The organism is Paenibacillus sp. JZ16 (assembly GCF_015326965.1).
Taxonomy (GTDB): domain Bacteria; phylum Bacillota; class Bacilli; order Paenibacillales; family Paenibacillaceae; genus Paenibacillus_AQ.
The window spans coordinates 1,334,891-1,359,262 of record NZ_CP017659.1 but is presented as its reverse complement, the minus strand read 5'-3'; the positions used below and the strand labels follow the sequence as shown (position 1 = coordinate 1,359,262).

Below are 24,372 nucleotides of genomic sequence, written 5' to 3'. Positions count from 1 at the left end.
TTGGAGCTTCCTCATTTGCAGAGCTAGAAACAAAAAGGAGGAATATCATGCCGAACTTAATTGTACCCCTAACGACGCCGGACCTGGACGGGCGCGTGCTGTCTATAACGCCGCAAAGCGCAGGCTGGACATATGTGGGATTTGAAGTATTCCGTTTACGGGAAGGACAGACGCTGAGAAGAGTCACGGGAGATCAGGAAGCGGCTGTTGTTCTGTTAACTGGGCGAGCCGACGTGAGGGCCGGGGGAGAGAGCTGGCACAACATTGGCAAACGCATGAGCGTGTTTGAAAAGACGCCTCCCTATACGGTTTATGTGCCCTCACAGAAAGAGTTCGAGGTCACAGCACTAACTGAAATGGAGCTGGCGGTGTGCCTTGCCCCGGGGAAAGGCACGCATCAGGCCCGTCTCATCGCGCCGGAAGAGGTCGGCGTGGAGAACCGCGGGAGCGGGAGCATGTCGCGTCTGGTGCATCATATTTTGCCGGAGCAAAAGCCTGCGGACAGTCTATTGGTGGTCGAGGTGTTTACGGACGGGGGCAACTGGTCCAGCTACCCGCCGCACAAGCATGACCGCGACGAGCTGCCGGAGGAGTCGCTGCTGGAGGAAACCTACTATTTCCGGGTTCAGCCGGAATGCGGTTTTGCCGTTCAGCGGGTCTACACCGATGACCGTTCGCTGGACGAAACGATGGCGGTCAAAGACGGCGAGGCCGTTATGGTGCCTGAGGGCTACCATCCGGTATCCGCGCCTCCCGGATATGATGTGTACTATCTGAACGTCATGGCGGGGCCGAAGCGAATATGGAAATTCCGCAATGATCCGGATCATGATTGGCTTATGAGATAAAGCTGGAAATCATGGGACGTGTTATGGACCAGGATCCTAAGGTGTGCATGTCTGCAGGCAGTAATAACGACTAAACGGTCTTGCGCTAAACGAGATGAAAGCTCATAATAAATTGAAATGCCAAAATTAAACAAATGGAGTTCAAGGGATGATAAGAGCGACTATTTATGACGTTGCGCGCGAAGCCGGCGTCTCCATTGCCACCGTCTCTCACGTCATGAACGGCAAGGGCAAGATCAGTCGCGAACGGCGTGAGGAGATTCTCGATATCATGCAGCGCCTGAATTATCGGCCGAATGCGATTGCCTCAGCCCTCGCCGGCAAAAAAACCTATACCCTGGGCTTGCTCGTTCCTGACATCTCGAACCCCTTTTTTGCCGAGATTGCACGATCGGTCGAGGATCACGGGCATCAGCTTGGATACAGCGTGATCATCTGCAGCACGGACAACCAGGAAGAGAAGGTAAAGCGCTATGTCAGCCTGCTGAGACAAAAGCAGGTGGACGGCGTTATTATCGGTACGGGCGTATCCCATGGCGAGCTGCTTAAGCCGCTTCAGGAGCATTCGCTGGCTATAGCGCTTATCGCTCGCGACAATCCGGCACTTGGCGCAAGCAGCGTTCGGGTTCATGACTTGGAAGGGGGCCGTCTGGCTGCTGAGCATCTGCTTCGTTTCGGTCACCGCAGGCTGGCGGTACTCGCCGAGCATGAACGGGTGACGAGCAGCAATGAGCGGGTAAGGGGTTTTGTCGAGGCTGCCGCCTTGCTCGGTTTGGAGCCGTCTCCCGACTATATGGCGGCCTGTGACCATAAGATCGAGGACGGATACCGCCGAGCCAAAGCTATTCTGGAGCTGGAGGAACCGCCCACGGCGCTGTTTTGCTGCAACGACCTGCTGGCGATCGGCGCCCTTCAGGCGATCCGCGAGCTCGGGCTGCGCGTTCCGGAGGACTGTTCGGTCGTCAGCTTTGACGATACGATTCTCGCCCGGGTAACCGATCCGCCGCTCACCGTTATTGCCCAGCCGATGGAACAGATGGGCCGCCTGGCGGTAGACCTTGTAGTCAGGAATCTGTCCAGCCAGGGAGAACCTCCACAGCGGATTGTGCTCCCCCCAGAGCTGGTCATCCGCCGATCCACGGCCCCGCCGCCGGGATAAAATTTTCTAGAGACAATCGGTTACACCAAGAATCATGTTCCAGTTAAAACGGACGACAGAGTCGTATTATGGGCAATGGCAGTTGATTTGCTGCTAGTGTTGAATAACGTCTCTAAAGTCCGTTTTTTGGTATACAATTTTATTTCGCTTACATAAGGTTTTCTTAGATTCGAGAGTATACCCCGATACACCAATCAGCAACAGTTACAGGGTAGAATGATTCGCATGTTTTGAGCTTTTTCGAAACGCTGCGGGAGCCATCCCTTTGTACTTATGAAATGCTTTACTGAAATGAAATTCATCATGATATCCGCATGCGTTGGCGATAACCCTCAATGTATACGACGTGTATGCCAAGTAACGCTCTGCATGCCGCATACGGATGTCGGTCAGGTAGTCCTTGGGAGAAACATGCAGATGCTTCATAAACAGCTTTCGCAAATATGACTCTGAAATGGCATGTTTCTTTGCTAAGGATCCAATATGAAGCGGATCGGCGTAATGGTCTTCGATGTCTGATTTTATCCTGTGATATGCCTCATATGCGGGCTCTATTAGAGACGGCTTGTTCTCCTGATGTAATTTGGCGATCATCCTTAGAAGCAGGGCGCTGCTTTCCAATTCACTCTCCGTATTCCCGGGAACCCAAGCCCTTGTCAACTCGCTGAAACCATGGTCCATCCCGATGGCTTGCTCGCCTAGATAATGGGCCATAAATGGGATATCAAGCCGCTGAACGCTTTGAGGGAGCTGCCATTCAGACCGGGAATGTTGAAGACAGCAGCATTCAAACAGCACCATGCTTATGGTAAGAGGGGCTTCCGGAGCGTTTTTCATACGCATCTGCAAGCCTGGTTCCATATAAAACAGCATGCCTTGACTTACCGGATATGCTTGATCCGCATAGAAGATTCCGCTGCCTTCATGGATCCAGTAGAAACTGTGCACTGACGTATTATTACGGATATCAGACCAATCGGAAGAGGTTGTCTTTCGGAAGGTCCAGTTGATCCGCACAACCAAATCTCGAGCATCATACACGGCAGTCCAGCCTCCATCCTGATAGGTGATATATGAAAAGAATAACTCAGGATCGCAACAATCGCCAGGGATGCAAGGAGCGATTTTTACATGTTTTGTATCGGCTTTTCTATGGAGTACGCTGCATCAATAATCTAGTGTTTACTTATCGGATTTTTGAGGGGATCCTCAAAGCCGCATGATGGATAGGAGGAGAAGAAATGCTGCGATTATTTGATACCCACCATATTCGAAAGTGCAAGGAACTGGAGGGAATGTGGGAGTTTGCTCCAGTAGCCGGCATAGGGGAGCGACCAGCCAGTTACACTGACAAGCTGCCTGTTCCCGGTTGCTGGGAGATGCACCCACGCTTCGGAAACTATAGGGGAGTTGGGGTATACCGCAAGATCATCTCGCTGTCCCGAAAAACCAATTTGCGAATCGAATTCAAAGGGGTCAGCCACACGGCACATGTTTATTTCAACGGGGAATTGGCAGTCCGTCATTATAACGCATATACCGCCTTTGACATGGTCATCCCGGAAGTTCAAGCCGGTGAACATGAACTGCTGGTGTATGTGGATAATTCCTTCAACGAGGAATCGGCCCTTCATGTTCCTAACGATTACTATACGTACGGCGGCATTATTCGGCCGGTTGCCCTGGAGGAGATAAGCGATTTATACATTGAACACGTCATGTTCACTCCATATAAACAGGGCGGGGTTTGGCACGGTTCTTGGAAGGTAGTGATCCGAAACCTTGGAAGCCTTGTGAAGAAAGGATCACTCCGCGGTTCGCTGGCTGAGGTGGAGGGGGTGCTTGGAAGCTTTGAAGTGAAGCCAGGGGAGCGGGTCGAACGAATAGCCACCGTATCGTATCCAGGTGTGTTGGAATGGTCGCTGGACGACCCGAATTTGTATGTGCTGCGAGCGGTCCTTGCCGTTGATGGTACGGATTGCGATGATTGGCTGGACCGCATAGGCTTTCGCGAGATAACAACGCATCACGGAAAAATCCAATTGAACGGCCAGAATCTCGTGCTCAAAGGCGTTAACCGGCATGAGGACCATCCCATGGCCGGTTCCGCACTTCCGTTGCCCCTCATGGTAAAAGATGTGGACCTCATAATAGAGCTTGGTTGTAATTCCGTTCGGACGAGCCATTATCCGAACGATGAGCGATTTCTCGATCTATGCGATGAACGAGGGATTGCGGTGTGGGAAGAAAATCACGCCCGCGGTTTGAGTCTGGAGCAGATGCTGCACCCGAATTTCGGTTGGCAGAGCGAGCAGGTGACTCGTGAAATGGTGCAGCAGCATTTTAACCATCCGTCCATTCTGATATGGGCCATTCTGAATGAATGCGCCAGTAATACGGAGGAGGGGAGAGCTCACTACGCGAAGCAGTTAACCATTATTCGGAAGCTTGATCCAAGTAGGCCCCGGTCCTTCGCTTCCCATCACCGTGATCAGGAGAAATGTTTTGATTTGGCGGAGATCGTGTCATTCAATCTCTATCCAGGCTGGTATACCGACGAGAATCCTGGGGAACTGGCGGATCTGGCCAGAAGCTGGGCAGATGCGCTCGGCGGAGAAGGTAAACCGATGATTATGAGTGAATTCGGAGGGGATGGGTTCTACGGATTCCGCAGTCCGAATCGGGAGAAAGGCTCCGAGGAGCGTCAGGCCGATATTATCGCGAGCAATCTGAAGGCATACATGGAGCGCGAATACATTTCCGGGATGTTCATATGGCAATTTAGCGATTGCCGCGTGACGGAAGGGCTTGGCTGGCTGCTGAATCGTTCTTGCACGCGGAACAGCAAAGGCATCGTGGATGAATATCGGCGTCCGAAGCTGGCGTATGAAACCGTTCGAAGACTTTTTATGGGAGAATCATAATATTTGACTGAGTGGTACATAAACCCTATACTTTTAGATAACAAAGATCATGTTCAAAAGGGATGAGGGGAATGACCACGAACGGTAGACCGCGTGAGTTCAAGAAAGAAGCTGTCATTGATGCAGCCATGGACGTATTCTGGTCCAAGGGTTATGAAGCGAGTTCCACGCAAGAGCTGTGCGAGAAGACAGGGCTTGGTAAAGGGAGCCTGTACAATGCGTTTGGCAGCAAGAATGAGTTGTTCGAGCAGGTGCTTCAGCGTTACAATGATGAAGGCCTGAAGATATCCAGAGAGATTCTGGGCCGGTCCGTCCCGGTTAAGGAAAGGCTGCGCGCCTTGTTTGAATGGGCGATCGGCATGGATTTTTCGGATCCGAATCATCGCGGCTGCATGGCGGTTAATATTAGTATGGAACGAGCTGGGCGGGACCCGATGGTCGAGCGGATATTCGGGCAATATATTTATGATCTCGAGGAAGACTTGGTCCGCGTGATGGAAGAGGCGATTCATTCGGGGGAGATACGAGGTGAACGCTCTGCGAAGCAGCTGGCTAGTTTATTCTTAAGCAGCTATTACGGACTGCGGGTGATGAACTCCGCTACGATGAATCGGGAGTTAGCCGATCGAATCGTCGAAAGTACACTCGACGCTATTTTCTCTAGAGTATAGATATAATTGATCGGTATTAAAGAAAAGGCCGTACCCATGGGTAGTTCAAAACTATCTTTGGAAGCGGCCTTTGGCTTATCTAAACAACCAAAACCATTATCCGTTCGATTTGCTAATTGATCGGGTTGATGGTTTTTTGTGCTTTTTTCTATGTTATCAGCTCTGATTTCATGTAGGATCCGTGCGCTTGACTTGTGTTCTAACGCTTCTCGGCCTCCAGTTGATCATGAGAACCAACTGATCCCTCATATAAGGGACGGAATAGTGGAAATTGTTCTCGATCCAGTGGAATACCAGGCCGATTAAGGCGTGCATGTTGTAGATGATGAGAAGTTCATGGTTGAGCTCTTCACCGGGATAGTCCAGATCCTCCATGGCGATTTGCTTTAATGCCGAGAACATTTTATCCCGGACCAGCGGCAGAACATCGCTTTTGAATAAGGCTGTATATACGTCTGCATTTTGATGAATATGATCAAATATTTTTACCGCATTAGCAGGCAGCTCATCGATATGAAATACGTCGACTTCCCCGTAGGGAGCCCTGAAGGAAGCAATCAGTTCCTCCATTAAAGGGGTCAGGATATCATCAAGTAGAGACTCTTTGTTGTCGTAGTGGGTATAGAAGGTTCCTCGATTGTAATTCGCTAACTCTACGATTTCCGTAATGGAAATGCTGGAGAAGCTCTTCTGCGAGAGGAGTGATAGAAGCGCTTGCTTTAAAGCCTCTTGGCTGCGGACGACGCGACGGTCGGTCCTGTTATTTCTCGTTTGCATAGATTCGAGTCCTTTCGGTTACAAATATAACGAATTTAATTATTAAAATATAAACAAATTTATGTTTTTTGTTCGGTATCGTACATTTCCACGTTTTTTAATGATTGTGACCTAAATCATACTACAATTATACTAGAATAGACATATGTCATGTATTGTACAGTTGTTGAATGTTGTCACTGAATTTCGAAATGATATCAAACCAATAATGGGGGTATGGAACATGAGATTAGCTGGTAAAGTTGCGATTGTTACGGGTGCTGCTTCCGGTATGGGAAAAGCGACAGCGGAACTGTTTGCCGCCGAAGGCGCAAAGGTTGTCGTGTCTGACCTGCGTCTTGAGGCAGCGCAAGCCGTTGTTGACGGAATTACGGCAAAAGGCGGCACGGCCCTGGCATTGGTAGCGAATGTGGCCAAGGAAGAAGATGTTCAGCAGCTGGTAGATGCTACTGTTAATGAATATGGAACGCTTGATATTTTGATCAACAACGCTGGCATTATGGACAACTTCGTACCGGCTGCCGATCTAACGGATGAGTTATGGGATCGCGTATTTTCCATCAACACGACGGGACCGATGAGGACCATTCGTAAATCATTGCCAATCTTCCTGGAGAAGAAAAGCGGAGTCATTGTCAACATTGCATCTGCTGGAGGTCTAATGGGGTCCAGAGCGGGTGCAGCATATACGGCCGCTAAGCATGCCGTTGTCGGATTAACGAAGAATGTCGGTTTCCAATATGCAACGCAGGGAATCCGCTGTAATGCGGTTGCTCCAGGAGGTGTCATCACGAATATCAGCACCACCCTCAACGCGCCGAATTCGTTCGGCATGGAAAGAGCGATGGCTGGTATCAACCTGAACCCGCGGGCAGGCGAACCGGAAGAGATCGCGAAAGTCGTACTGTTCCTGGCTTCAGATGAAGCTAGCTTCGTCAATGGTACTGTTGTAACAGCCGATGCAGGCTGGACTGCATATTAATAAGCAAGAGCAAGCGCAAGGGCTTTCTAAAGGATACCTCCTTTAGGAAGCCTTGTTTTTTTGCGGTGGTATAAAGGTTGAAACTTCTCCAACTCATAAATAAACCTTTAATATTCTACACAACCTATACCAGTCTATTGATGGATATCCTAATGTTACATAGATAATTCTTCGAGGAGGGAGCAGGGTTGTGGAAATATTTCTTATGGTACTTATGTTTCTGGTCCTTGTCGGTATTTCAAACATTATTAATCGATTTCTGCCGTTCATACCTGTCCCGTTGATTCAGATTGCGCTTGGGATCGGGGCCGCCTATATTCGCGGGTTCCATCACGTTCCGCTGAACTCGGAATTGTTCATGGTTCTGTTTATCGCACCGCTCTTGTTCAATGACGGGAAGCTTACCCCGCGCGAAGAGTTATGGAAGCTCAGGTCCAGTATCCTGCTGCTGGCGCTAGGTCTCGTATTTGCAACGGTACTGATCGCGGGCCCTTTCATTCATTGGCTTATTCCGACCATACCGTTATCGGCTGCATTTGCGCTGGCGGCGATACTCTCGCCTACCGATGCGGTTGCGGTGGGCTCCCTGTCAGGCAGGGTGAAGCTGCCGGGAAAAATCATGCATTTGCTTGAAGGCGAAGCGCTGATGAATGATGCATCCGGTCTCGTTGCATTTAATTTTGCGATTGCAGCTACCGTAACGGGTTATTTTTCGTTAACGAATGCCATCGGCAGTTTTTTTGTCATTGCGGTTGGAGGCATCGTGATCGGCGCACTTCTAGGATTTCTTGTGATCTGGTTCCGAATGCTGCTTCGCCGTCTCGGTATGGAGGACGTCACGCTTCATATGCTGATCATCATTCTGACGCCATTCATCATCTACCTTATCGCCGAGGAATTTCATCTATCCGGGATTCTGGCTGTCGTTGCGGCGGGTGTCACCCATGCGGTTGAGAGGGATCGCATGCGATCGGCGTCCATAAAGCTCAGAGTGGTATCGGACAGCACCTGGTCGGTCATTCTCTTCACGCTAAATGGGCTGGTGTTCATTCTGCTCGGGCATGAAATCCCAGGAGTCGTTAATCAAATATGGAGTGACCCTGCCTATAACAATGGACAAGTTCTCGGCTATATTTTTCTTATAACGGCTGTATTGATATTGCTGCGTTTCGCATGGGTCTGGGCATCTACGAACCGTCAGTATAAATCTTCCCTGTTGACTGCACTATCGGGCGTACGGGGAGCATTGACGCTGGCTGCGGCTTTCTCTATCCCGCTCACCCTCTCGGACAATCGTCCTTTCCCAGAACGAAGCTTAATGTTATTCATCTGTGCGGGCGTGATTTTGTTAACGCTGGTGATCGCGAGTGTTCTGCTTCCGCTTTTGACACGGGAGAAACATGTGGATTCGTCCGCGGTGATCAATCGCGAGAAAGAAGCACGGCTTCATATGCTGCAAGCGGGTATACGTACCGTGCGTGAAGAAATGACGGATGAAAATAAGGAAGAGGCAGTTCAGCTTATCTATGCGTATACGAAGCGGCTTCAGCAATCACAAATAACGGATAAGAGCGACATGCGGGAGTTCTGGAAAGCCACCATCGCAGTAAGAAAAATCGGACTCGCAGCGGAACGGAACGTTGCGGAAACGTGGCTTAAGGAACATAAAGCATCCGCAAGGGTCGCGGAGCTGTTCCTATCCTCGCTGAACAAAGTCGAGATGCTGCTTACCAGCCGATATAAGTTCAAGCTGCTTATGAGGAATTTATGGCGGAACTTGAAGAACTTGCTGAAAAAAAACGAGTCCCATGAAACGCGCATGTCTCCGGACCATCCGGATTGGGATATGTATAAGGCACTAAAGCTGGAGGCGATTCGTGCTGCAATACATGAGATCCAAACGGTGAAACCGGCACAGAGGCAGGAAATCCTGCAAGCCGTTATTGCAGACTATCGTGCAATGGAGCATTTTCTTCAGAATGATCGTGTGTGGAGTCGAAGAAAGCAGAAGCTTAGCAGTGAACGCCGGGAACTGGAACTTAAAGCCATTCAATCCGAGCGTAACGAGATTCAAAGCATGTTCGAACAGGGCGATATTGACAGGTCATTGGCGAGCCATCTGAGAATGGATGTGAATTACCGAGAGGCGAATTTGTATGAGTCTCAAGCACTGGTTGAAGATGAGGGCCATTAGACGATGGTCCTTTGTTGCGCTTGATGGAGTGTCAGGTTTACGTTACAATAATGAAAAGCTTGTTGGGAACGACAGCTAAAGCTGCAGAATGCCTATTTAAGGCAAATCTAAACTTGAAAAAGGGGGTAGGAACATGAGCATCCATAAAGAAGCGGCCTCCAAAAAATCGACAATGGCCTGCCCGTCCACTTATAAAACCTTCAGTCTGGCTGTACAAGCGCTGGTTACGCTTGAACGTCACTCCGGTAAATGCTCGAGCGGCGATATCGCCTCGTATTTGCACTCGGAATCAACTTTAATTCGACGCGTGCTGAAAACACTTGCGCAAGCCGATATGATTGAGTCGCGTGAAGGAAGAGACGGCGGATACCGGCTGAAGAAGAATGCCTGCGACATTACACTGGCTGAAGTTTACTCGATTCTTCAAGTCCACAGCTCCATCAGCGACAGTATGCTGGATGCGGCTTCCGGACATTGTTTTGCCGAGGAAATCAAGGAATCCTTTGTCGGCATTTTATCCGAGATTGAGGACAGTACCCTGAAAATACTGGAATCCCGGACGATTGCGGACATCGCTCAGTGAACTTTTCAGAAAGTGATTGACAAAGAAATCCAGCCTGCTATATACTGTGCATTAAACAACACAGTTAACTTGAGATTTAAACTGTGCAGAAAAATGCACAATATAATTTTGGAGGGGAAAAACCATGTCTACCATAACAAAACCCGATTTTCAAACCGTGATTCAGGAACGCCACTCGGTTCGTCAGTACGACCCGTCGGTAAAGATTCCAAGAGAAGAGATGGAAGCGATTCTGAAGGATGCTACACTGGCACCTTCCTCAAGCAATCTGCAGCCATGGCGCTTTCTTGTGATTGATGATGCTGAGCTTTTGAAGAAGCTGCATCCGATTGCAAACAATCAGGAGCATGTACTTCAAGCCTCGGCCGTCATAGCTGTGCTGGGTGATATGAAATGGTATGAGAAGGGCGAGAAGATTTATTCGATGTCTGAAGAAGCGGGATATATGACCGAAGAGGTGAAGCAATACTTTATCCATACGGCCGAAAATCTTTATGCGAATATGGATCAATCCGTGAAAGAAAGCATCGTGGACGTGGATGCTGGACTGATCTCCATGCAACTGATGCTGAGTGCACGCGCAAGGGGTTATGATACCGTGCCGATGGGCGGATATAACAAAGTGCAATTCGTGGAAGAGTTCAATATTCCTGCCCATTACCGCAGCGTGATGTTGATTGCTATCGGGAAAGCAGCCGCTCCAGGTCGGCCAACGATAAGATTGCCGCTTGAAGACGTTGCTTTCTGGAATAAAATCTAAAACACTGATCGATGCCCCTGATTCGAAGAACTAATTCTCGCCGATTCATGATTGAAGGATGCAGTTATAGAGCCCAGTGTTACTTTGGAAGGTTCACTGCTCCATGCAAGAATAGATCCACGATCTCAACAGCCATATCACGAGCGCTGGCATAACCGCTCCGGGTATCTTCACGATTGCCCAGCATCAGCATCGCCGAGAAAGCCTGCGCCATAAGCAGAGGATTGCCTTCCCGAAGCTCGCCGGAACGCATCGCTTGATCAAACCGATCGGCAATGACTTCATGAATTCGCTGTTCCGCCTCACGGATCGCGGACATCTGCTCCTGGGATAAAAAAGGCTCCGCTTCCCGCATCATCGTCTCCATCTCGGCATGCGGACGGGCGATCTTCGCTTCAGCCACCCGGATTAATCCGGACTCCAGCGTATCGGCCTCTTGCAGAAAGCGATGAGTGGAAGCATACGCTTTATCGAGAATCGTGGTCACCGCTATTTTAAACAGCTCGGGTTTGTTTGTGAAATGATAGTAGATGGAAGCCTTGGTCACTTGGCAAGCCTTAGCGATCTGCTGTAAGGATACGGACTCATAGCCATTCTCCATGAATAACTTGGAGGCGGTCCAGAGGATGGTTTCCTGGATAGGAGCCTGATCGGCAGCTGCTTTGGGACGCCCGGGATTTCGGGGGGTTGCGTATTTTTGTCATGATGACCTCCTGCCTATAGTGTAAGACATGCCGGTCGCTTTTTCAAAATAAATATACGCTTCCGATTCAAGTATTGGTACAGTTTGGGATCATCACGGTCATCGGTGTTATGCTGGATACGTTCATCGTAAGACATTTCCTGGTACCCGCGATCACAGCACTCTTGGGCAAGTGGGCTTTCTGGCCAGGCAATCCCGAGTTGGTTACCGAAGAGGACAATCAACGCTTAAGTATTGAGAATAAAGCGTAAATCAATCAGTAATTCTTGTGACAACCACCTCATCTTAAGGTTAAGTAAGAGATGAAGGTGGTTGTTGACGATTTTGACGAGCATGAATGGGAGCTGGTAAGATAAGGGAGAGGGCGGCGTTATCAATCAAAAGGGATGTGACTTATGGCAACGATGCAAGAGGCTATTGAACTCCGCACTGCAGGTCTACCGGAGGAAGCCAAAGAAATTCTCCTCGGGCTGTTAGCCCAATCCCCAGACGATCCCGAACTCCTGTATCAGCTGGCCTGGGTGCATGATCTGATGGGGCTTGAGGGTGAGGCGGTTCCTTATTATGAGAAGGCGATCTCTTCTGGCCTGAAAAATCCTGAGCGATGCGGTGCATTGCTTGGACTTGGAAGCACCTATCGTACGTTGGGAATGTACGACAAATCCAAGGGGATTTTGGAGCAGGGCTTGCAGGAATATCCCGAGGCGAGGGAGTTTAACGTATTTTATGCGATGACCTTGTACAATTTGGGACAATACGATAAGGCGATGGCACTTCTGCTTAAAGAAATAGGCGAAACCAGTAATGACGAGGGAATCAAAAGCTACCAGAAGGCGATTGCTTTCTATTCGGATAAGCTCGATCAGATTTGGAAGTAATCTACAAGGATTACTACATAATTAATGTTATGTAAACTGAGAAATAGCGTCTGATAATCATAAAATGTGGCTTGTTTTATAGCAGTGATGGAATTCATGCAAATAATCGTTTCTTCACTTTGCTTAACTGGATTTTAGGCTGCCTTCATCTCTCGTTAAGGTTTGGACCTTATACTAGGTATGTCACTACAAGTGATGGAAGGAGCAACGCAAATGAATAAGAAAAACAAAATGAGTATGTGGTCGTTAGGACTTGGGAGTGCTTTTCTGATGATGATGCTAGCTAATCATGACAATGTGCATGATGGACAAGCCCGATCGGGTATCGCTTCAAGTGCGGCCAGATCCAATGTGGCCATCCAATCCGTTGATAAGAGCCCGGCTGTCAGTATGCCAGAGAACCAGGAAATAACCCCCGAAATGATTAATCAATTCTTGAAATTAGTGGCAGAAACATAAGATGTGATTGATTCTCTATACGTAACGGTTTTGAAGACCAGTCTCCATGCTGAGGGGGCTGGTCTTTTTGGCGTATGCTCAAAAGGGTCACTTTGATATTACCGATATTGCGGCAGATGTGTCTTTAATCAATCGGCTGTAAATTTTTTCGAAAACAAGAACCCATGTTCTTGTCATATCTACCCAGGAAGCTTATTATTATCAAGAGGGTTAACCTGAAGCGGGGGGATTATAGACGAATGCAAAGCGATCGCATGTTAAACAGCAAGCGAAGGACCACGGGGATTGGCATGTATAGGGAAATGTTATTCCGATACGTATTCCCGCATAAGAAATTACTGGTAGCTTTGAGCGTGCTACTGTTATTTTCAATCGGGCTGCAACTGATTAATCCGCAGATCATCCGGTATTTTATCGATACGGCTCAAGGAGAGGGAAGTCTGACATCCCTTTATTATGCGGCAGGTTTTTTTATCGTATTTTCATTGCTCCAACAAGGCGTTTCCATTGCGGCTGCTTACTATAGCGAGAATCTGGGCTGGACGACAACCAACAAGCTTCGAGCAGAATTGGCGGAGCACTGCCTGTCGCTGGATATGAGCTTTCACAAAACCCAAACGTCGGGCTCTTTAATCGAACGAGTCGATGGCGATGTGAATGCGCTTGCCAATTTCTTCTCCAGCTTTATTATCCATCTGTTCGGCAATCTGCTCCTTATGATCGGAATTCTGGCTCTCCTGTATCGGGAGAACTTCTGGATTGGATTTGTCATGACCGTGTTTGTTGTCGGCAGCATTTACGTCATTCAACATATCCGTCGATTTGCCATACCGGTATGGAAGCGCTGGCGCGAGCTGAATGCGGATTTCTACGGATTCATTGGCGAACACCTCGAAGGCACTGAAGATACGCGTGCTAACGGGGCGGCAGGATATGTCATGAATCGATTCTACGAGATGGCCAGACGCATGCTGCCGGTTCGAGTACGTGCATTCATCGGATTTTTCCTCATGTGGAGCACAACGATATTGGTGTTTGCGCTTGGCAATGCGGCCGCATTTATCGTCTGCGCCATACTGTGGAAGAACGGACAGGGCGGTTTGACGATCGGCTCCATATATTTAGTGTTTTATTATACCGAGCTGCTAGCCAAACCGATCGAGAAGATCCGCACCCAATTGGAGGACCTGCAAAAGGCGGATGCCAGCTTGATGCGAGTCCGGGAATTGCTTGCAACCGAGCCCCAGATCAAAGACGGGCCCGGAGCTCCGCTTCCGGCAGGCCCGTTGTCGGTGGAATTCCGCAACCTAAACTTCTCCTATGAAGAGGGCGGGCAGGCTACGCTCGAAAATCTGCAGCTGCGGCTCGAGCCGGGCCAGACTCTGGGGCTGCTCGGGCGTACAGGCAGCGGAAAAACGACGATCGCCCGCCTGCTGCTGCGTTTCTATGATCCGCAGGAGGGAAGCATCGAGCTGGCAGGAACGGATATCCGGGACTGCAAGCTTCATGAACTGAGGCGCAAGGTCGCGATGGTTACGCAGAATATTGAGATTTTGGAAGGGACAGTTCGTGATAATCTGACCTTGTTTGGTGAAGGCATCGAGGATCGCCGAATTATATCCGTGCTAGAGGAGCTTGGGCTTGGAGACTGGTATGCTTCGCTTCCCGAAGGACTCGGTACGAGCCTTGCCTCAGGCGGCGGAAGCCTGTCGGCCGGTGAGGCCCAGCTGTTGGCGTTTGCCCGCGTCTTCTTGACGGATCCGGGTCTCGTCATCCTTGATGAAGCATCGTCCCGCCTCGATCCGTTAACGGAGTACCGGATTGAAGCAGCCATTACGCGCCTGCTTCAGGAGAAGACCTGTATTATCATTGCCCACCGCTTGGCTACGGTTCAGCGTGCCGACCGAATTCTCATACTGGAGAATGGTAGAATGCTCGAAGCGGACGCCGGGAAGAGCTTGCCTCAAACCCGCAATCACGGTTTAGCCGCATGCTTGCCGTTGGAATGGAGGAGGTGCTGGCATGAAAACAAGGCATTTTTTCTGGCGGTTGATTATGTACCGCCCGGGGTTGTACCTAATCAACCTGTTCGCGTGGTCCCTTATCCATATGGCACCGCTTGTTCCCGGACTGTTAACTAAGGCTTTCTTCGACCATTTGGAAGGTACATATACTTTTCCCTACGGCGTTTGGGCAATTGCCGTGCTGCTCATTGGCGCTGCATTAGCCCGAATTGCGCTGATCTTCGGCGGTTTCATGACAGACGTGCATTTTCGCTTCCGAATCAGCACCTTGCTTCGCCGAAATATGCTGTCCCATGTCATGAAAGAGCCTGGAGCACGGGCAATACCCTGCTCTCCGGGAGAAGCCATCAGCAATTTCCGGGATGACGTCGATCAGGCCGAAGAAGCGACAAGCTGGTCCGTGGACACTCTAGGACTCGTCGGATTCGTAATCGTTGCCAGCTGGATTCTCATATCCATTGATCTGCAGCTGACGATTCTCGTATTCGTTCCTTTGATATTGGTGGTTACTGCTGCCCAGATTGCGACCGCACGGATTCAGAAATACAGGGCCGCAAGTCGGGAATCGACGGCAAAGGTAACCGGTGCGATTAGCGAAATGTTTGCCAATGTGCAAGCCATTCAAGTCGCAGGGGCTGAGAAACGCGTAGTGGAACGGTTTGTAAGCCTTAGTGAGAAGCGGCGCCAGTCCATGGTGAAGGATAAACTGTTAACGGAAACCTTGTCTTCCGTGTTCACCAACTCCGTGAATCTCGGTACAGGATTGATCCTTGTGCTTGCGAGTCTTAAGATGCGAAGTGGCGATTTTACGGTTGGGGACTTGTCGCTCTTTGTATATTATTTAACTTTTGTCACACAGCTTATATCGAACGTAGGCAACTTCATGACTTACTACAAGCAGATGGGCGTCAGCTTTCAGCGCATCAAATCCATGCTTCAAGGGGCACCTGCTTCGCTGCTTACGGCTGCCAATTATATCGGTATCGGTAAGTTTAAGAACAAACGGAATCAAGAGAAGGAAGCTCATCCTGATCGCAGGGCACAGATGAATTCGTTGACCCAAGGAAGATTCAATCCTTCCGCTATTTCCGCTGCCGAAGACGGCATGGAAACGGCTATTATCAAGGCACCGCCCCTCTCGTTGCTTGAAGCGCAAGGACTGTCGTATCGATATCCCGAAACCGGGCGCGGCATTTCGAATATTAATCTGACCCTAAAGAGGGGTACTTTTACTGTCGTTACGGGGATGATTGGCAGCGGCAAAACGACGTTAGTTCGCACATTGCTGGGCTTACTTCCTGCCGAAAAGGGCGAAATCCGGTGGAACGGTGAAAGGGTGACGGAGCCAGCTGATTTCTTCATCCCGCCTCAAAGTGCATATACGGCACAAGATCCCCAGGCTGTACAGCGATAAACTGCGAAACAATATCCTGCTAGGCATAACCGAAGAGCCGGGGAGCTTGGAACGCGCACTTCATGCTGCTGTAATGGAAGAAGATATCAAGCATCTGCAGCATGGCCTGGAGACGATGGTAGGACCACGCGGAGTCAAGCTGTCCGGTGGTCAAGCTCAGCGGACTGCAGCTGCACGGATGCTCGTACGGGACGCGGAGCTGTATGTGTTTGACGATTTATCAAGTGCATTGGATGTTGAGACGGAGCGCAAGTTATGGGAGAGATTGTTCAGCGAGCGAGGAGGAGCGACTTGTCTCGTGGTATCCCATCGAAAAGCCGCGCTTAACCATGCTGACCATATTATCGTGTTGAACGGAGGAGAGATTGAAGCCGAAGGCACGGCGGAACAGCTGCTGGCTTCAAGCGATAGCTTCCGACAGCTGTGGTATGGCGAAGAAACAGGATAATCAAGTTGATTAGGATTGCAGTGGATAGAGTAAGTTATGTATCCATTTCACCATATACAGAGGAGATGTACCCATGCAAAAAGCAGAACATATTCAGCTGGATTTCCGTTCGGCTGAACACCTGCCCATCTTGAAAGAATTCGAGCTTCCGGATGAGCAAGTCCAATTTACCGCTCATCCGAAAGAAGCACTTAACGAAGTTGAGGGTCAGCATCCTATCGTTATTTTAGCGGATGGTCATCCGGTTGGCTTCTTTATCCTGCACGCGACGGAACGCGTCAAAGAGTACACAAGCAATCCTCATGCGATGCTGCTAACCACCTTATCCATTGACCATCGGCAGCAGCGTAAGGGATATGCCAGGAGAGGGATGCTTGCGCTGTCATCCTTCATTCGGAGTCAGTTTCCTACCTGCAATGAGGTGGTATTGGCCGTAAACCATAAGAATGTTCCGGCCCAACAGCTTTATGAACGGGTTGGTTTCCAAGATACGGGCAGGAGAAGAATGGGGCCGATCGGAGAACAATGGGTGATGAATATAACCCTATGATGAACAATGCCGCAAAGACGTCTGGTCTTTGCGGCATAACTTTATTTAACTTGGTTGACACTCCGCCAGGTAGCTTCCAAACTTGAAGCAATATACTCCAGGATCGGTTTGCTGTAGAAATAACCGCTGTGTGACAGGGGATTCCAGCTGGTTAGCCAGTTTCCCACATTAACGGATATATCGTTACGAACCGTGCGGTCATATTCTTCATTTATGCCTTTGAGAGGGTAAGCAAGGATGTCGTCTTTATCGTAGAAATTAACCCATTCTCCCAGCAGCCGATCATGATAGTGCTTCAGCTTTATGGAAGGGACTTCGATCGGCCTATCAAAATCGCGGTACCGCATGCTCCACAGCGGCAAGGTGGTTCCCAGCGTATAGAATAAGGTCAGGAGCTCTCCCCGCTCCAACGGAGCTTCCGGGTCAACGACAAGACGATGCCCGCGGGAGGAGAATTGCAGATCATAGAAGAAATTGCTGGCGATTACGGATCCCAGGCTATGAGAAATCACGCATAATGGAGCCTGGGGGCCCGCTGCGAGGGCAAGTCGGTGCAGCGCTTCACTGATGGTCCGATGAATGGCCTCATAATTCTGATCCTCGGCTTCCACGGGTTGGTAAGCTACGGCATCCGCCAGATTGTGGATCACGTACTGCCGAAGGTGCTGATAACGTAAACGGTAAGGTTTAATGCTGCTGCTGATTAATTCGGACTCGCGTCCTGCGAATACATCGGCCCAATGCACGGCCTCCATGGCCAGTTGCTCATGCGGAATGCCAGATGTTTGAGAGAAGGTTCCTCTCAATTTTTTCATAAATTTATCCGCATAGTCTTTCTTTTGTGTTCCCAATCCGTGTACAATGATCACTGCAATTTTTTGCTTCATCTAACTGCAGCTCCCTTCATCGGAAATGGAATGAATGGATATCTTTTACTCTTTATACGCGATTTGTACTCGAATTGTAAATAGGTTATTTCAGTACGGGTGAAACTGGTAAGGTCAGTAGCTCTTTAGAGTCATTCCGTTTATGGTCAATCTTGATTACAATGAAGGGATAGCCAGTTGCTAAATGATAGATAAAGCGACGGGTGCATTTATGTTTTGAAATGAAATAGGAGGCAGGGTATGTCCTATAAACAAATGAAATGGTTGATTCTGATCATTCCCACTTTGACGATTGGCATATGGGAGTATGTTCGGCATGAGTTTCTGCTGCCTTATATATCGATGGATCTTGGCAATCTGCTTGCGCCTGTAATCGTGTTCTTGGTTTCCATTCTGTTTCTTACCCAGTTGTTCTCATTGATTGAACGGAACCAGGAGGAACTGAACCAATCCAGAGCACTGCAAGCGGCCATGCATGAAAGGGAGAAGATTGGCCGAGAGCTCCATGACGGAATCGCCCAATCCTTGTTCTTGCTGAACGCACAGATTGACCGAATTGAGAAATCGGGGCTAACCGGAGAAATTCCATATCAGGATATTAAGGAAAGTGTCCACCGAACCAATGCCTATGTACGAGAAGCTATCGCTAATCTCCGATATCCGGCAGATCCGCAAGCTATTCCGTGGATGCATAGCATGGACAGCTTGATTAAGGAAATTAAGGAGGAGACGAATCTGCACTTCGACGTGCAGTGGGAAATTCCGGATGAGATGCTATCTGCCAAAGAAAAGGTGGAGCTGCTGGCTTCGATCAGGGAAGCCTTATTGAATATCCATAAGCATGCCGAAGCGAAGCACGTCATAATAACGGCGACAGCGGCGGACTCAAGCTGGCATTGCTCCGTCAGCGATGATGGCAAAGGGTTTGAGTTGGACAAGCCGCTCGGCAGCAACCGGTATGGAATCAAAATCATGAAGGATCGGGCTGAGGCCATGGGCTGGAAGTTCATGGTGGAAAGACGCAACAACAAGACGATCATCAGCATTCGGAAGGAGAATACCGCATGAACGAGCAGCCGTTTCGCGTGTTAATCATCGATGACAGCGATCTTGCCAGAGAAGGAATTCGCACCATTCTAAGCGGTGACCCGACCTTTGAAGTCGTGGCCGAAGGACAAAGCGGCGAGGAAGCGCTGGAACTGACCGAAATATGGATGCCTGATATTATTCTCATGGATATTCAGATGCCTGGGATGGACGGATTGGAAGCGACCAAGCGAGTGAAGGACAAATTTCCTTACGTTAAGATTGTCATGGTCACGGTGTCCGACGACATTGCTCACTTGTTTGACGCCCTGAAACGTGGAGCGCAAGGCTATCTGCTAAAGAATCTGAATCCCGAATCATGGCACGAGTACCTCAAGGCTATTGCCGTAGACGAAGCGCCGATGAGCAGGGAGCTTGCTTTCCGTATATTGAAGGAATTTTCGCAGCATGACAAGCCGGATCCAAGCAATAGTCCATTAACGGCACGGGAAAAAGAAATATTGGGGCTCGTCGCCGAGGGGTTGTCCAACCGCGATATTTCGGTTGACTTGTGCATATCAGAGAATACGGTCAAGAACCATCTGAAGAACATTTTGCAAAAGCTGCATTTGGATAATCGGGTCCAGCTGACTCGTTATGCCTACGAACAAGGTTGGATGGGGAAGAGATAACTTAACAACGGGGATCTGACGTCCGAAAGGATGTTGGCAGAGATGGGGATAAGGCGAAAAAAGCATCCGTGCACTAGATACGCTCATTTCTGTTTAACAAGGAATATGCCCAGCGCAATGATACCGATGCCGGCCCAATTTTTCCATGTAGGGACTTCCTTCAGGAACAAGTATGCCACCCCTAACGAAATCAGGATTTCCAGGCATTTGGAGAAGATCAACGTATAGCCTAACTGATCGGTGGCTTTATATCCATAACGGATCCCGTATCCGATGCACATGTTGGCGATGAGGAACAGAGGAAGCATGAATAACTGAAACTGCAGCGTAGGCCAGAACAGGTGCTGGATATGCTTGGTTTGGTACGAGAAAACAAGGTTGATCATCGACAGTCCGCCGAAGAGTAGACCGACACTGTAGATATAAAACATAAAGGGCCTCCTGAAATTGATGTCTTTGTAGTACGCCATTAATGTTTCCATGCAGCAACTTTTTTATCCAAGGACAATGAGGCGAAAATTCTGTTGCGTGATATCTTGATAGATTGTCTAATGATTCAATTCATAAATAGTCTCGAAAAAAAGGATGCCCCCGCTTCTAAGCGGAGGCATCCTTTATATATTTGAGGGATTTCAAGACGATCAGTTCAGTATTCATGTAAAACAACGGATCATAGGATCATTAATGAACTTGGTGAAGCCTGCTGTACACGCCGCCGGAATGAATCAATTCCTGATGCGTCCCCTGTTCGGCAATGCCTTCGGAATTGACAACGATAATCCGGTCCGCGCTCTGAATGGTGGTGAGCCGGTGAGCGATCACCAGCGTTGTTCTGCCGACGGACAGCTCAGCCAGGGACTTCTGGATTTGCGCTTCCGTTTCCGTGTCGAGTGCCGAGGTGGCTTCGTCCAGTATAAGAATCGGCGGGTTCTTAAGGAACATTCTCGCAATGGACAAGCGCTGCTTCTGACCGCCGGACAACTTGACGCCGCGTTCCCCAATCACCGTTTCCATACCGTCCGGCAGGCTTCGGATCAGTTCATCGAGCGAAGCACGCCGTGCAGCTTCCCAGATTTGCTGGTCCGTGGCATGTAAGTCGCCATAAGCGATATTGTCACGGATCGTACCGGAGAAGAGGAAAACATCCTGCTGCACGATGCCGATATGCTTGCGAAGATTTTGCAATTTGATATTCCGGATGTCGATCCCATCCACCGTAATCGTCCCCTGATCCACGTCATAGAAACGGGGGAGAAGGCTGCAGATGGTGGTCTTTCCCGCACCGGACGGTCCTACAAACGCAACCGTTTCTCCGGCACGGATCGTCAGATGGATGTTATTCAGTATCGTCCGCGATGGTTCGTATCCGAAGGTAACGCCTTCAAAGCGGATATCTCCCCGTACAGATGAAAGGGATACGGCATCAGGCACATCGGCGATCTCCGGCTCGGTATCCATGATTTCCAGGTAACGTTTAAAGCCGGCAATCCCTTTGGGATAGCTCTCAATAACGGCATTGATCTTCTCGATCGGACGGAAGAAGATGTTGGAGAGCAGAAGGAAGGCCATGAATTCACCCATCTCAATTTTGCCTTGGATGAAGAACCAGGCACCGCAGATCATGACAAATACCGTGATCAGACGCATCAGCATATAGCTGATGGACATGCTTTTTGCCATCGTTTTATAAGCCAGCAGTTTGGTCGCCCGAAATTGCTTGTTCTCTTCCTGAAACAGTTTATTCTCATGCTCCTCATTCGCAAACGATTGAACCACACGGATACCCCCGACATTGTCCTCGATGCGGGCGTTGAAATTCCCTACATTACGGAACAGTTGACGATAGGTCGTAGTCATTCTGCCTCCGAACTTAATGATCAGCCATGCCATAAACGGCACAATGATAAAAGTCAGAAGCGCTAGCTCTAAGTTGATGTAAGCCATTAAGGAGAAGGAACCGAGCAGTGTCATAACGGCAATGAACACGTCTTCCGGTCCATGGTGGGCTACTTCTCCGACGTCATTAAGATCATTTGTGATGCGTCCCATGAGATGGCCGGTTTTGTTGTTATCAAAGAAACGGAAGGATAACTTCTGAATGTGGGAAAACATTTTCTCCCGCAGATCCGTCTCGATATTAATGCCGAGCATATGCCCCCAGTAAGTCACGATGTATTGCAGTGCGGTATTCAGCGCATAGATGGAGAGAAGGACGATGCAGGCAATCAGGATAAGCGGCCAATCCTGGCTGGGCAGCAGATCGTCAATGAATTTGCTGACGGCAAGCGGGAAAACAAGCTCCAGCAGTCCGGCAATAACGGCGCACGTAAAATCCAAAATAAACAATCCCTTATAGGGCCGATAGTACGAAAAAAACTTTCTGATCAAGAATTATCACACTCCAAGTTCTACCTCTGTTAGGGTTATTGGTTTAAGATTAGCGGACAGCCATTATGGGGTGTCTTGCGATGGTTTCGTGTCATACAGCTCAAAAGCCTGAATGTACTCCTGAATGATCTGGTCTACCGCTTTCAGCTCTCCGCTGACCACTTCTCTGATGGCTTCAAAGTCCGGGTCATTCACTTGTTTCTTCAAAGTCTCCCGTTTCACAATCAAATTGTCCAAAAAGGAAAGCGCGCGCCCCCGGCGGAACGTCTGCGCCATCTTACCGCCTTCCCTGCCGCCGTAGCCTTCCTCTCGCCGTCTTCCGTGCCGCCCGCCGTGCCGGTGGCTGCTATCACGCTCGCGAGGCTCCGCCCGTTTTTGACCAGATGTATCCTGATCCTCTTGGCGCATATAACATCAACCTCCTTATCAATAATCACGTATACATTTGTATACTATTAAAGTGATTGTATACGTTTGTATACACTTCGTCAATCCATTTTTCTCCATTCAACTGGAAAAATGGAGGAGATTAAAGGAAGGTATGCTATGATGATAATTAGCTGTCCCAGGTGATTGGCATGGATGGATAACAGCACCGGGATCAGGATGAACATGGGAAGGGAGCTGTACACAATGAGCGAACATAATCATGAGTACTGGATGCGTCAAGCGATTGCAGAGGCCCATCGAAACGTTCAACATGTGGAGGGTGGTCCTTTTGGAGCGATTGTGGTGAAGGATGGTCAAGTGATCGGCAGGGGCCGTAATTTGGTTACCGCGCTGAACGACCCGACGGCTCATGCCGAGGTGCAAGCCATAAGGGAAGCATGTCAACACCTGGAGGATTTCCAATTAAAAGGCTGTACGATTTATACCAGCTGCGAGCCTTGTCCGATGTGTCTGGGGGCCATCTACTGGTCCAGACCTGATGCCGTTTATTATGCAAGCACGAAGAAGGATGCGGCTGAGATCGGATTCGACGATCATTTCATATACGATGAAATCGCGATGCCGATGGACCAGCGCTCCATCCCAATGAAGCAGGTTCAAACAGCGGATTATTTGCTGCCATTTCAAGCGTGGAGCGCAGCCGAGCGCAAAGTCGAATATTAACAATAAAACCGGGCTCCCTGCATGGGAAAGCCCGGTTTATTCTTATTTATGGATAGGAATGCCGAAATATGTATAGAGTGCTTCGGCATATTCCCGTGCATTGCCCGGTTTAAAGGTGTGGACGCCGCCGGCTTTGTAAATTCTGAATTCGTCATCATCCACGGTGTTTCTGCCTTCTGCCGTACGAATGGATACGCGAGCCGTTTTGTTAAAAGGCGAATCGGGGGCATACTCGCACCAGAATGAAGTGGTGATGAAATCTCTCGGCAGGTTAGGTTCTTCCGTAAAGGAGAAGACGGGATCCCAGGCTTCTTTTTTCCACTCTTCGAGCATCCAGCAATACGCTTCAGTTTGGACGAGCCGATAGGTCTCGTTCCCCTGGGTCTGCACAAGGCCATCCACCAATTCCAGAGGATGGCGAGGTCCGGCTCCTCCGACGCCGACATCGGCAATATATCGTTGTTCTTCAATATCCACCTGCAGAATATGATGCCGACGTTTAGCAGGCGTATCGGTTTCATCCCGCCAGAAGCGTCCGAAGTAATGAGTGACCTTGAATCCCAGTTTCTGCAGCAGCCAGCCAAACAACGCATTGAGCTCGAAGCAATAGCCGCCGCGATGCCGAGTTACGATTTTATCGTAAAGATCGGGGATATCCAGGGACAGTGGAATTCGATCAAGGATATCGAGATTTTCATAGGGTACGGTATGTACATGCTGTTCCTGCAATCTGGCGAGCATATAAGCGCTGTTTACAATCGGGCCCGTGTATCCAATACGCTCAAGATATGGGTTTACATCCAGGCCATGTATCGGGTTACTCATTTGATCACCGCATCTTTCGTCTTTTGTCAGCTTGGTAGAAGTAAGCCGTATCTAATTATATACTTTA

Annotated in this window: 22 protein-coding genes and 3 pseudogenes; 17 read left to right on the top strand and 8 right to left on the bottom strand. The window is 49.3% G+C overall.

The features are described from left to right. The first annotated feature begins 47 nt into the window (after positions 1–47). Both iolB and BJP58_RS05955 read left to right on the top strand, forming a co-directional pair. Complete coding sequence (iolB, locus tag BJP58_RS05960; protein ID WP_194543202.1) at positions 48–848, top strand: 5-deoxy-glucuronate isomerase; 801 nt, start codon at positions 48–50, stop codon at positions 846–848. A gap of 148 nt (positions 849–996) precedes the next feature. After that, entirely contained in the window at positions 997–2,007 is a 1,011-nt protein-coding gene (locus BJP58_RS05955) for a LacI family DNA-binding transcriptional regulator (RefSeq protein ID WP_194543201.1), read from the top strand. 204 nt (positions 2,008–2,211) lie between these two features. On the opposite strand, the gene BJP58_RS05950 is transcribed toward BJP58_RS05955, so the two are convergent. Continuing rightward, positions 2,212–3,048, bottom strand: a complete 837-nt coding sequence (locus BJP58_RS05950) for a helix-turn-helix transcriptional regulator (protein WP_194543200.1) — start codon at positions 3,046–3,048, stop codon at positions 2,212–2,214. 200 nt (positions 3,049–3,248) lie between these two features. Between BJP58_RS05950 and BJP58_RS05945 the strand changes: the two genes are divergently transcribed. Both BJP58_RS05945 and BJP58_RS05940 read left to right on the top strand, forming a co-directional pair. Continuing rightward, positions 3,249–4,931: a glycoside hydrolase family 2 protein gene (locus BJP58_RS05945; protein WP_194543199.1), complete on the top strand. Its 1,683-nt coding sequence runs from the start codon at positions 3,249–3,251 to the stop codon at positions 4,929–4,931. A gap of 71 nt (positions 4,932–5,002) precedes the next feature. Beyond that, the gene (locus tag BJP58_RS05940) at positions 5,003–5,602 is read left to right on the top strand and encodes a TetR/AcrR family transcriptional regulator (protein ID WP_194543198.1); all 600 of its coding nucleotides are present in this window, start codon (positions 5,003–5,005) and stop codon (positions 5,600–5,602) included. Between the two features lie 168 nt (positions 5,603–5,770). Here BJP58_RS05940 and BJP58_RS05935 read toward each other — a convergent pair whose 3' ends face one another. Beyond that, positions 5,771–6,379, bottom strand: a complete 609-nt coding sequence (locus tag BJP58_RS05935; protein ID WP_194543197.1) for a TetR/AcrR family transcriptional regulator — start codon at positions 6,377–6,379, stop codon at positions 5,771–5,773. A gap of 223 nt (positions 6,380–6,602) precedes the next feature. On the opposite strand from BJP58_RS05935, the gene BJP58_RS05930 reads away from it, so the two are divergent. From BJP58_RS05930 to BJP58_RS05915, 4 genes are all read left to right on the top strand, one after another. After that, positions 6,603–7,361: an SDR family oxidoreductase gene (locus BJP58_RS05930; protein WP_194543196.1), complete on the top strand. Its 759-nt coding sequence runs from the start codon at positions 6,603–6,605 to the stop codon at positions 7,359–7,361. A 190-nt stretch (positions 7,362–7,551) separates the two neighbouring features. Further along, a complete protein-coding gene (locus BJP58_RS05925; RefSeq protein WP_194543195.1) occupies positions 7,552–9,555 on the top strand; it encodes a Na+/H+ antiporter in 2,004 nt (667 codons plus the stop codon). A 133-nt stretch (positions 9,556–9,688) separates the two neighbouring features. Further along, entirely contained in the window at positions 9,689–10,138 is a 450-nt protein-coding gene (locus BJP58_RS05920; RefSeq protein WP_194543194.1) for an RrF2 family transcriptional regulator, read from the top strand. 124 nt (positions 10,139–10,262) lie between these two features. Beyond that, positions 10,263–10,898 (top strand): nitroreductase family protein, encoded by a 636-nt coding sequence (locus BJP58_RS05915; RefSeq protein WP_194543193.1) that lies wholly within the window; start codon positions 10,263–10,265, stop codon positions 10,896–10,898. A 79-nt stretch (positions 10,899–10,977) separates the two neighbouring features. Here the strand turns inward: BJP58_RS05915 and BJP58_RS05910 are convergent, their stop codons facing one another. Continuing rightward, the gene (locus BJP58_RS05910) at positions 10,978–11,499 is read right to left on the bottom strand and encodes a TetR/AcrR family transcriptional regulator (RefSeq protein WP_233354980.1); all 522 of its coding nucleotides are present in this window, start codon (positions 11,497–11,499) and stop codon (positions 10,978–10,980) included. A gap of 158 nt (positions 11,500–11,657) precedes the next feature. Here BJP58_RS05910 and BJP58_RS05905 point away from each other — a divergent pair. From BJP58_RS05905 to BJP58_RS05880, 6 genes and pseudogenes are all read left to right on the top strand, one after another. After that, a pseudogene (locus BJP58_RS05905) lies at positions 11,658–11,852 on the top strand (MMPL family transporter); the annotation flags it as partial. A gap of 144 nt (positions 11,853–11,996) precedes the next feature. Continuing rightward, a complete protein-coding gene (locus tag BJP58_RS05900) occupies positions 11,997–12,479 on the top strand; it encodes a tetratricopeptide repeat protein (RefSeq protein ID WP_194543192.1) in 483 nt (160 codons plus the stop codon). Positions 12,480–12,692: 213 nt separating this feature from the next. Continuing rightward, the gene (locus BJP58_RS05895; RefSeq protein WP_194543191.1) at positions 12,693–12,938 is read left to right on the top strand and encodes a hypothetical protein; all 246 of its coding nucleotides are present in this window, start codon (positions 12,693–12,695) and stop codon (positions 12,936–12,938) included. 239 nt (positions 12,939–13,177) lie between these two features. Continuing rightward, positions 13,178–14,964, top strand: a pseudogene (locus BJP58_RS05890) (ABC transporter ATP-binding protein). Then, a pseudogene (locus tag BJP58_RS34050) lies at positions 14,961–16,824 on the top strand (ABC transporter ATP-binding protein). Before BJP58_RS05890 ends, BJP58_RS34050 begins: the two co-directional pseudogenes overlap by 4 nt. A gap of 73 nt (positions 16,825–16,897) precedes the next feature. Then, positions 16,898–17,374, top strand: coding sequence for a GNAT family N-acetyltransferase (locus BJP58_RS05880; protein ID WP_194543190.1), 477 nt, complete (start codon positions 16,898–16,900; stop codon positions 17,372–17,374). A gap of 41 nt (positions 17,375–17,415) precedes the next feature. On the opposite strand, the gene BJP58_RS05875 is transcribed toward BJP58_RS05880, so the two are convergent. Then, positions 17,416–18,261, bottom strand: coding sequence for a chemotaxis protein (locus tag BJP58_RS05875; protein WP_194543189.1), 846 nt, complete (start codon positions 18,259–18,261; stop codon positions 17,416–17,418). 240 nt (positions 18,262–18,501) lie between these two features. On the opposite strand from BJP58_RS05875, the gene BJP58_RS05870 reads away from it, so the two are divergent. Then, a complete protein-coding gene (locus tag BJP58_RS05870) occupies positions 18,502–19,329 on the top strand; it encodes a sensor histidine kinase (protein ID WP_071218528.1) in 828 nt (275 codons plus the stop codon). Next, positions 19,326–19,979, top strand: coding sequence for a response regulator (locus BJP58_RS05865; protein ID WP_194543188.1), 654 nt, complete (start codon positions 19,326–19,328; stop codon positions 19,977–19,979). Before BJP58_RS05870 ends, BJP58_RS05865 begins: the two co-directional genes overlap by 4 nt. Before the next feature lie 83 nt (positions 19,980–20,062). Here BJP58_RS05865 and BJP58_RS05860 read toward each other — a convergent pair whose 3' ends face one another. From BJP58_RS05860 to BJP58_RS05850, 3 genes are all read right to left on the bottom strand, one after another. Next, positions 20,063–20,410: a hypothetical protein gene (locus tag BJP58_RS05860; RefSeq protein WP_113056665.1), complete on the bottom strand. Its 348-nt coding sequence runs from the start codon at positions 20,408–20,410 to the stop codon at positions 20,063–20,065. Between the two features lie 250 nt (positions 20,411–20,660). Then, positions 20,661–22,367 (bottom strand): ABC transporter ATP-binding protein, encoded by a 1,707-nt coding sequence (locus BJP58_RS05855; protein WP_071218525.1) that lies wholly within the window; start codon positions 22,365–22,367, stop codon positions 20,661–20,663. Between the two features lie 63 nt (positions 22,368–22,430). After that, a complete protein-coding gene (locus BJP58_RS05850; protein ID WP_071218524.1) occupies positions 22,431–22,775 on the bottom strand; it encodes a hypothetical protein in 345 nt (114 codons plus the stop codon). Positions 22,776–23,000: 225 nt separating this feature from the next. Here BJP58_RS05850 and BJP58_RS05845 point away from each other — a divergent pair, with 225 nt between their 5' ends. After that, the gene (locus BJP58_RS05845) at positions 23,001–23,480 is read left to right on the top strand and encodes a nucleoside deaminase (protein WP_194543187.1); all 480 of its coding nucleotides are present in this window, start codon (positions 23,001–23,003) and stop codon (positions 23,478–23,480) included. A gap of 42 nt (positions 23,481–23,522) precedes the next feature. Here BJP58_RS05845 and BJP58_RS05840 read toward each other — a convergent pair whose 3' ends face one another. Continuing rightward, positions 23,523–24,305, bottom strand: coding sequence for an arylamine N-acetyltransferase family protein (locus BJP58_RS05840; RefSeq protein ID WP_194543186.1), 783 nt, complete (start codon positions 24,303–24,305; stop codon positions 23,523–23,525). Positions 24,306–24,372: the final 67 nt, after the last annotated feature.

Excerpts from the sequence above, each read along its gene's own strand:
- iolB (WP_194543202.1), top strand. The coding sequence starts at position 48 with ATGCCGAACTTAATTGTACCCCTAACGACGCCGGACCTGGACGGGCGC.
- BJP58_RS05955 (WP_194543201.1), top strand. The coding sequence starts at position 997 with ATGATAAGAGCGACTATTTATGACGTTGCGCGCGAAGCCGGCGTCTCC.
- BJP58_RS05945 (WP_194543199.1), top strand. The coding sequence starts at position 3,249 with ATGCTGCGATTATTTGATACCCACCATATTCGAAAGTGCAAGGAACTG.
- BJP58_RS05940 (WP_194543198.1), top strand. The coding sequence starts at position 5,003 with ATGACCACGAACGGTAGACCGCGTGAGTTCAAGAAAGAAGCTGTCATT.
- BJP58_RS05935 (WP_194543197.1), bottom strand. The coding sequence starts at position 6,379 with ATGCAAACGAGAAATAACAGGACCGACCGTCGCGTCGTCCGCAGCCAA.
- BJP58_RS05930 (WP_194543196.1), top strand. The coding sequence starts at position 6,603 with ATGAGATTAGCTGGTAAAGTTGCGATTGTTACGGGTGCTGCTTCCGGT.
- BJP58_RS05920 (WP_194543194.1), top strand. The coding sequence starts at position 9,689 with ATGAGCATCCATAAAGAAGCGGCCTCCAAAAAATCGACAATGGCCTGC.
- BJP58_RS05915 (WP_194543193.1), top strand. The coding sequence starts at position 10,263 with ATGTCTACCATAACAAAACCCGATTTTCAAACCGTGATTCAGGAACGC.
- BJP58_RS05910 (WP_233354980.1), bottom strand. The coding sequence starts at position 11,499 with ATGGAGAATGGCTATGAGTCCGTATCCTTACAGCAGATCGCTAAGGCT.
- BJP58_RS05900 (WP_194543192.1), top strand. The coding sequence starts at position 11,997 with ATGGCAACGATGCAAGAGGCTATTGAACTCCGCACTGCAGGTCTACCG.
- BJP58_RS05895 (WP_194543191.1), top strand. The coding sequence starts at position 12,693 with ATGAATAAGAAAAACAAAATGAGTATGTGGTCGTTAGGACTTGGGAGT.
- BJP58_RS05880 (WP_194543190.1), top strand. The coding sequence starts at position 16,898 with ATGCAAAAAGCAGAACATATTCAGCTGGATTTCCGTTCGGCTGAACAC.
- BJP58_RS05875 (WP_194543189.1), bottom strand. The coding sequence starts at position 18,261 with ATGAAGCAAAAAATTGCAGTGATCATTGTACACGGATTGGGAACACAA.
- BJP58_RS05870 (WP_071218528.1), top strand. The coding sequence starts at position 18,502 with ATGTCCTATAAACAAATGAAATGGTTGATTCTGATCATTCCCACTTTG.
- BJP58_RS05865 (WP_194543188.1), top strand. The coding sequence starts at position 19,326 with ATGAACGAGCAGCCGTTTCGCGTGTTAATCATCGATGACAGCGATCTT.
- BJP58_RS05860 (WP_113056665.1), bottom strand. The coding sequence starts at position 20,410 with ATGTTTTATATCTACAGTGTCGGTCTACTCTTCGGCGGACTGTCGATG.
- BJP58_RS05850 (WP_071218524.1), bottom strand. The coding sequence starts at position 22,775 with ATGCGCCAAGAGGATCAGGATACATCTGGTCAAAAACGGGCGGAGCCT.
- BJP58_RS05845 (WP_194543187.1), top strand. The coding sequence starts at position 23,001 with ATGAGCGAACATAATCATGAGTACTGGATGCGTCAAGCGATTGCAGAG.
- BJP58_RS05840 (WP_194543186.1), bottom strand. The coding sequence starts at position 24,305 with ATGAGTAACCCGATACATGGCCTGGATGTAAACCCATATCTTGAGCGT.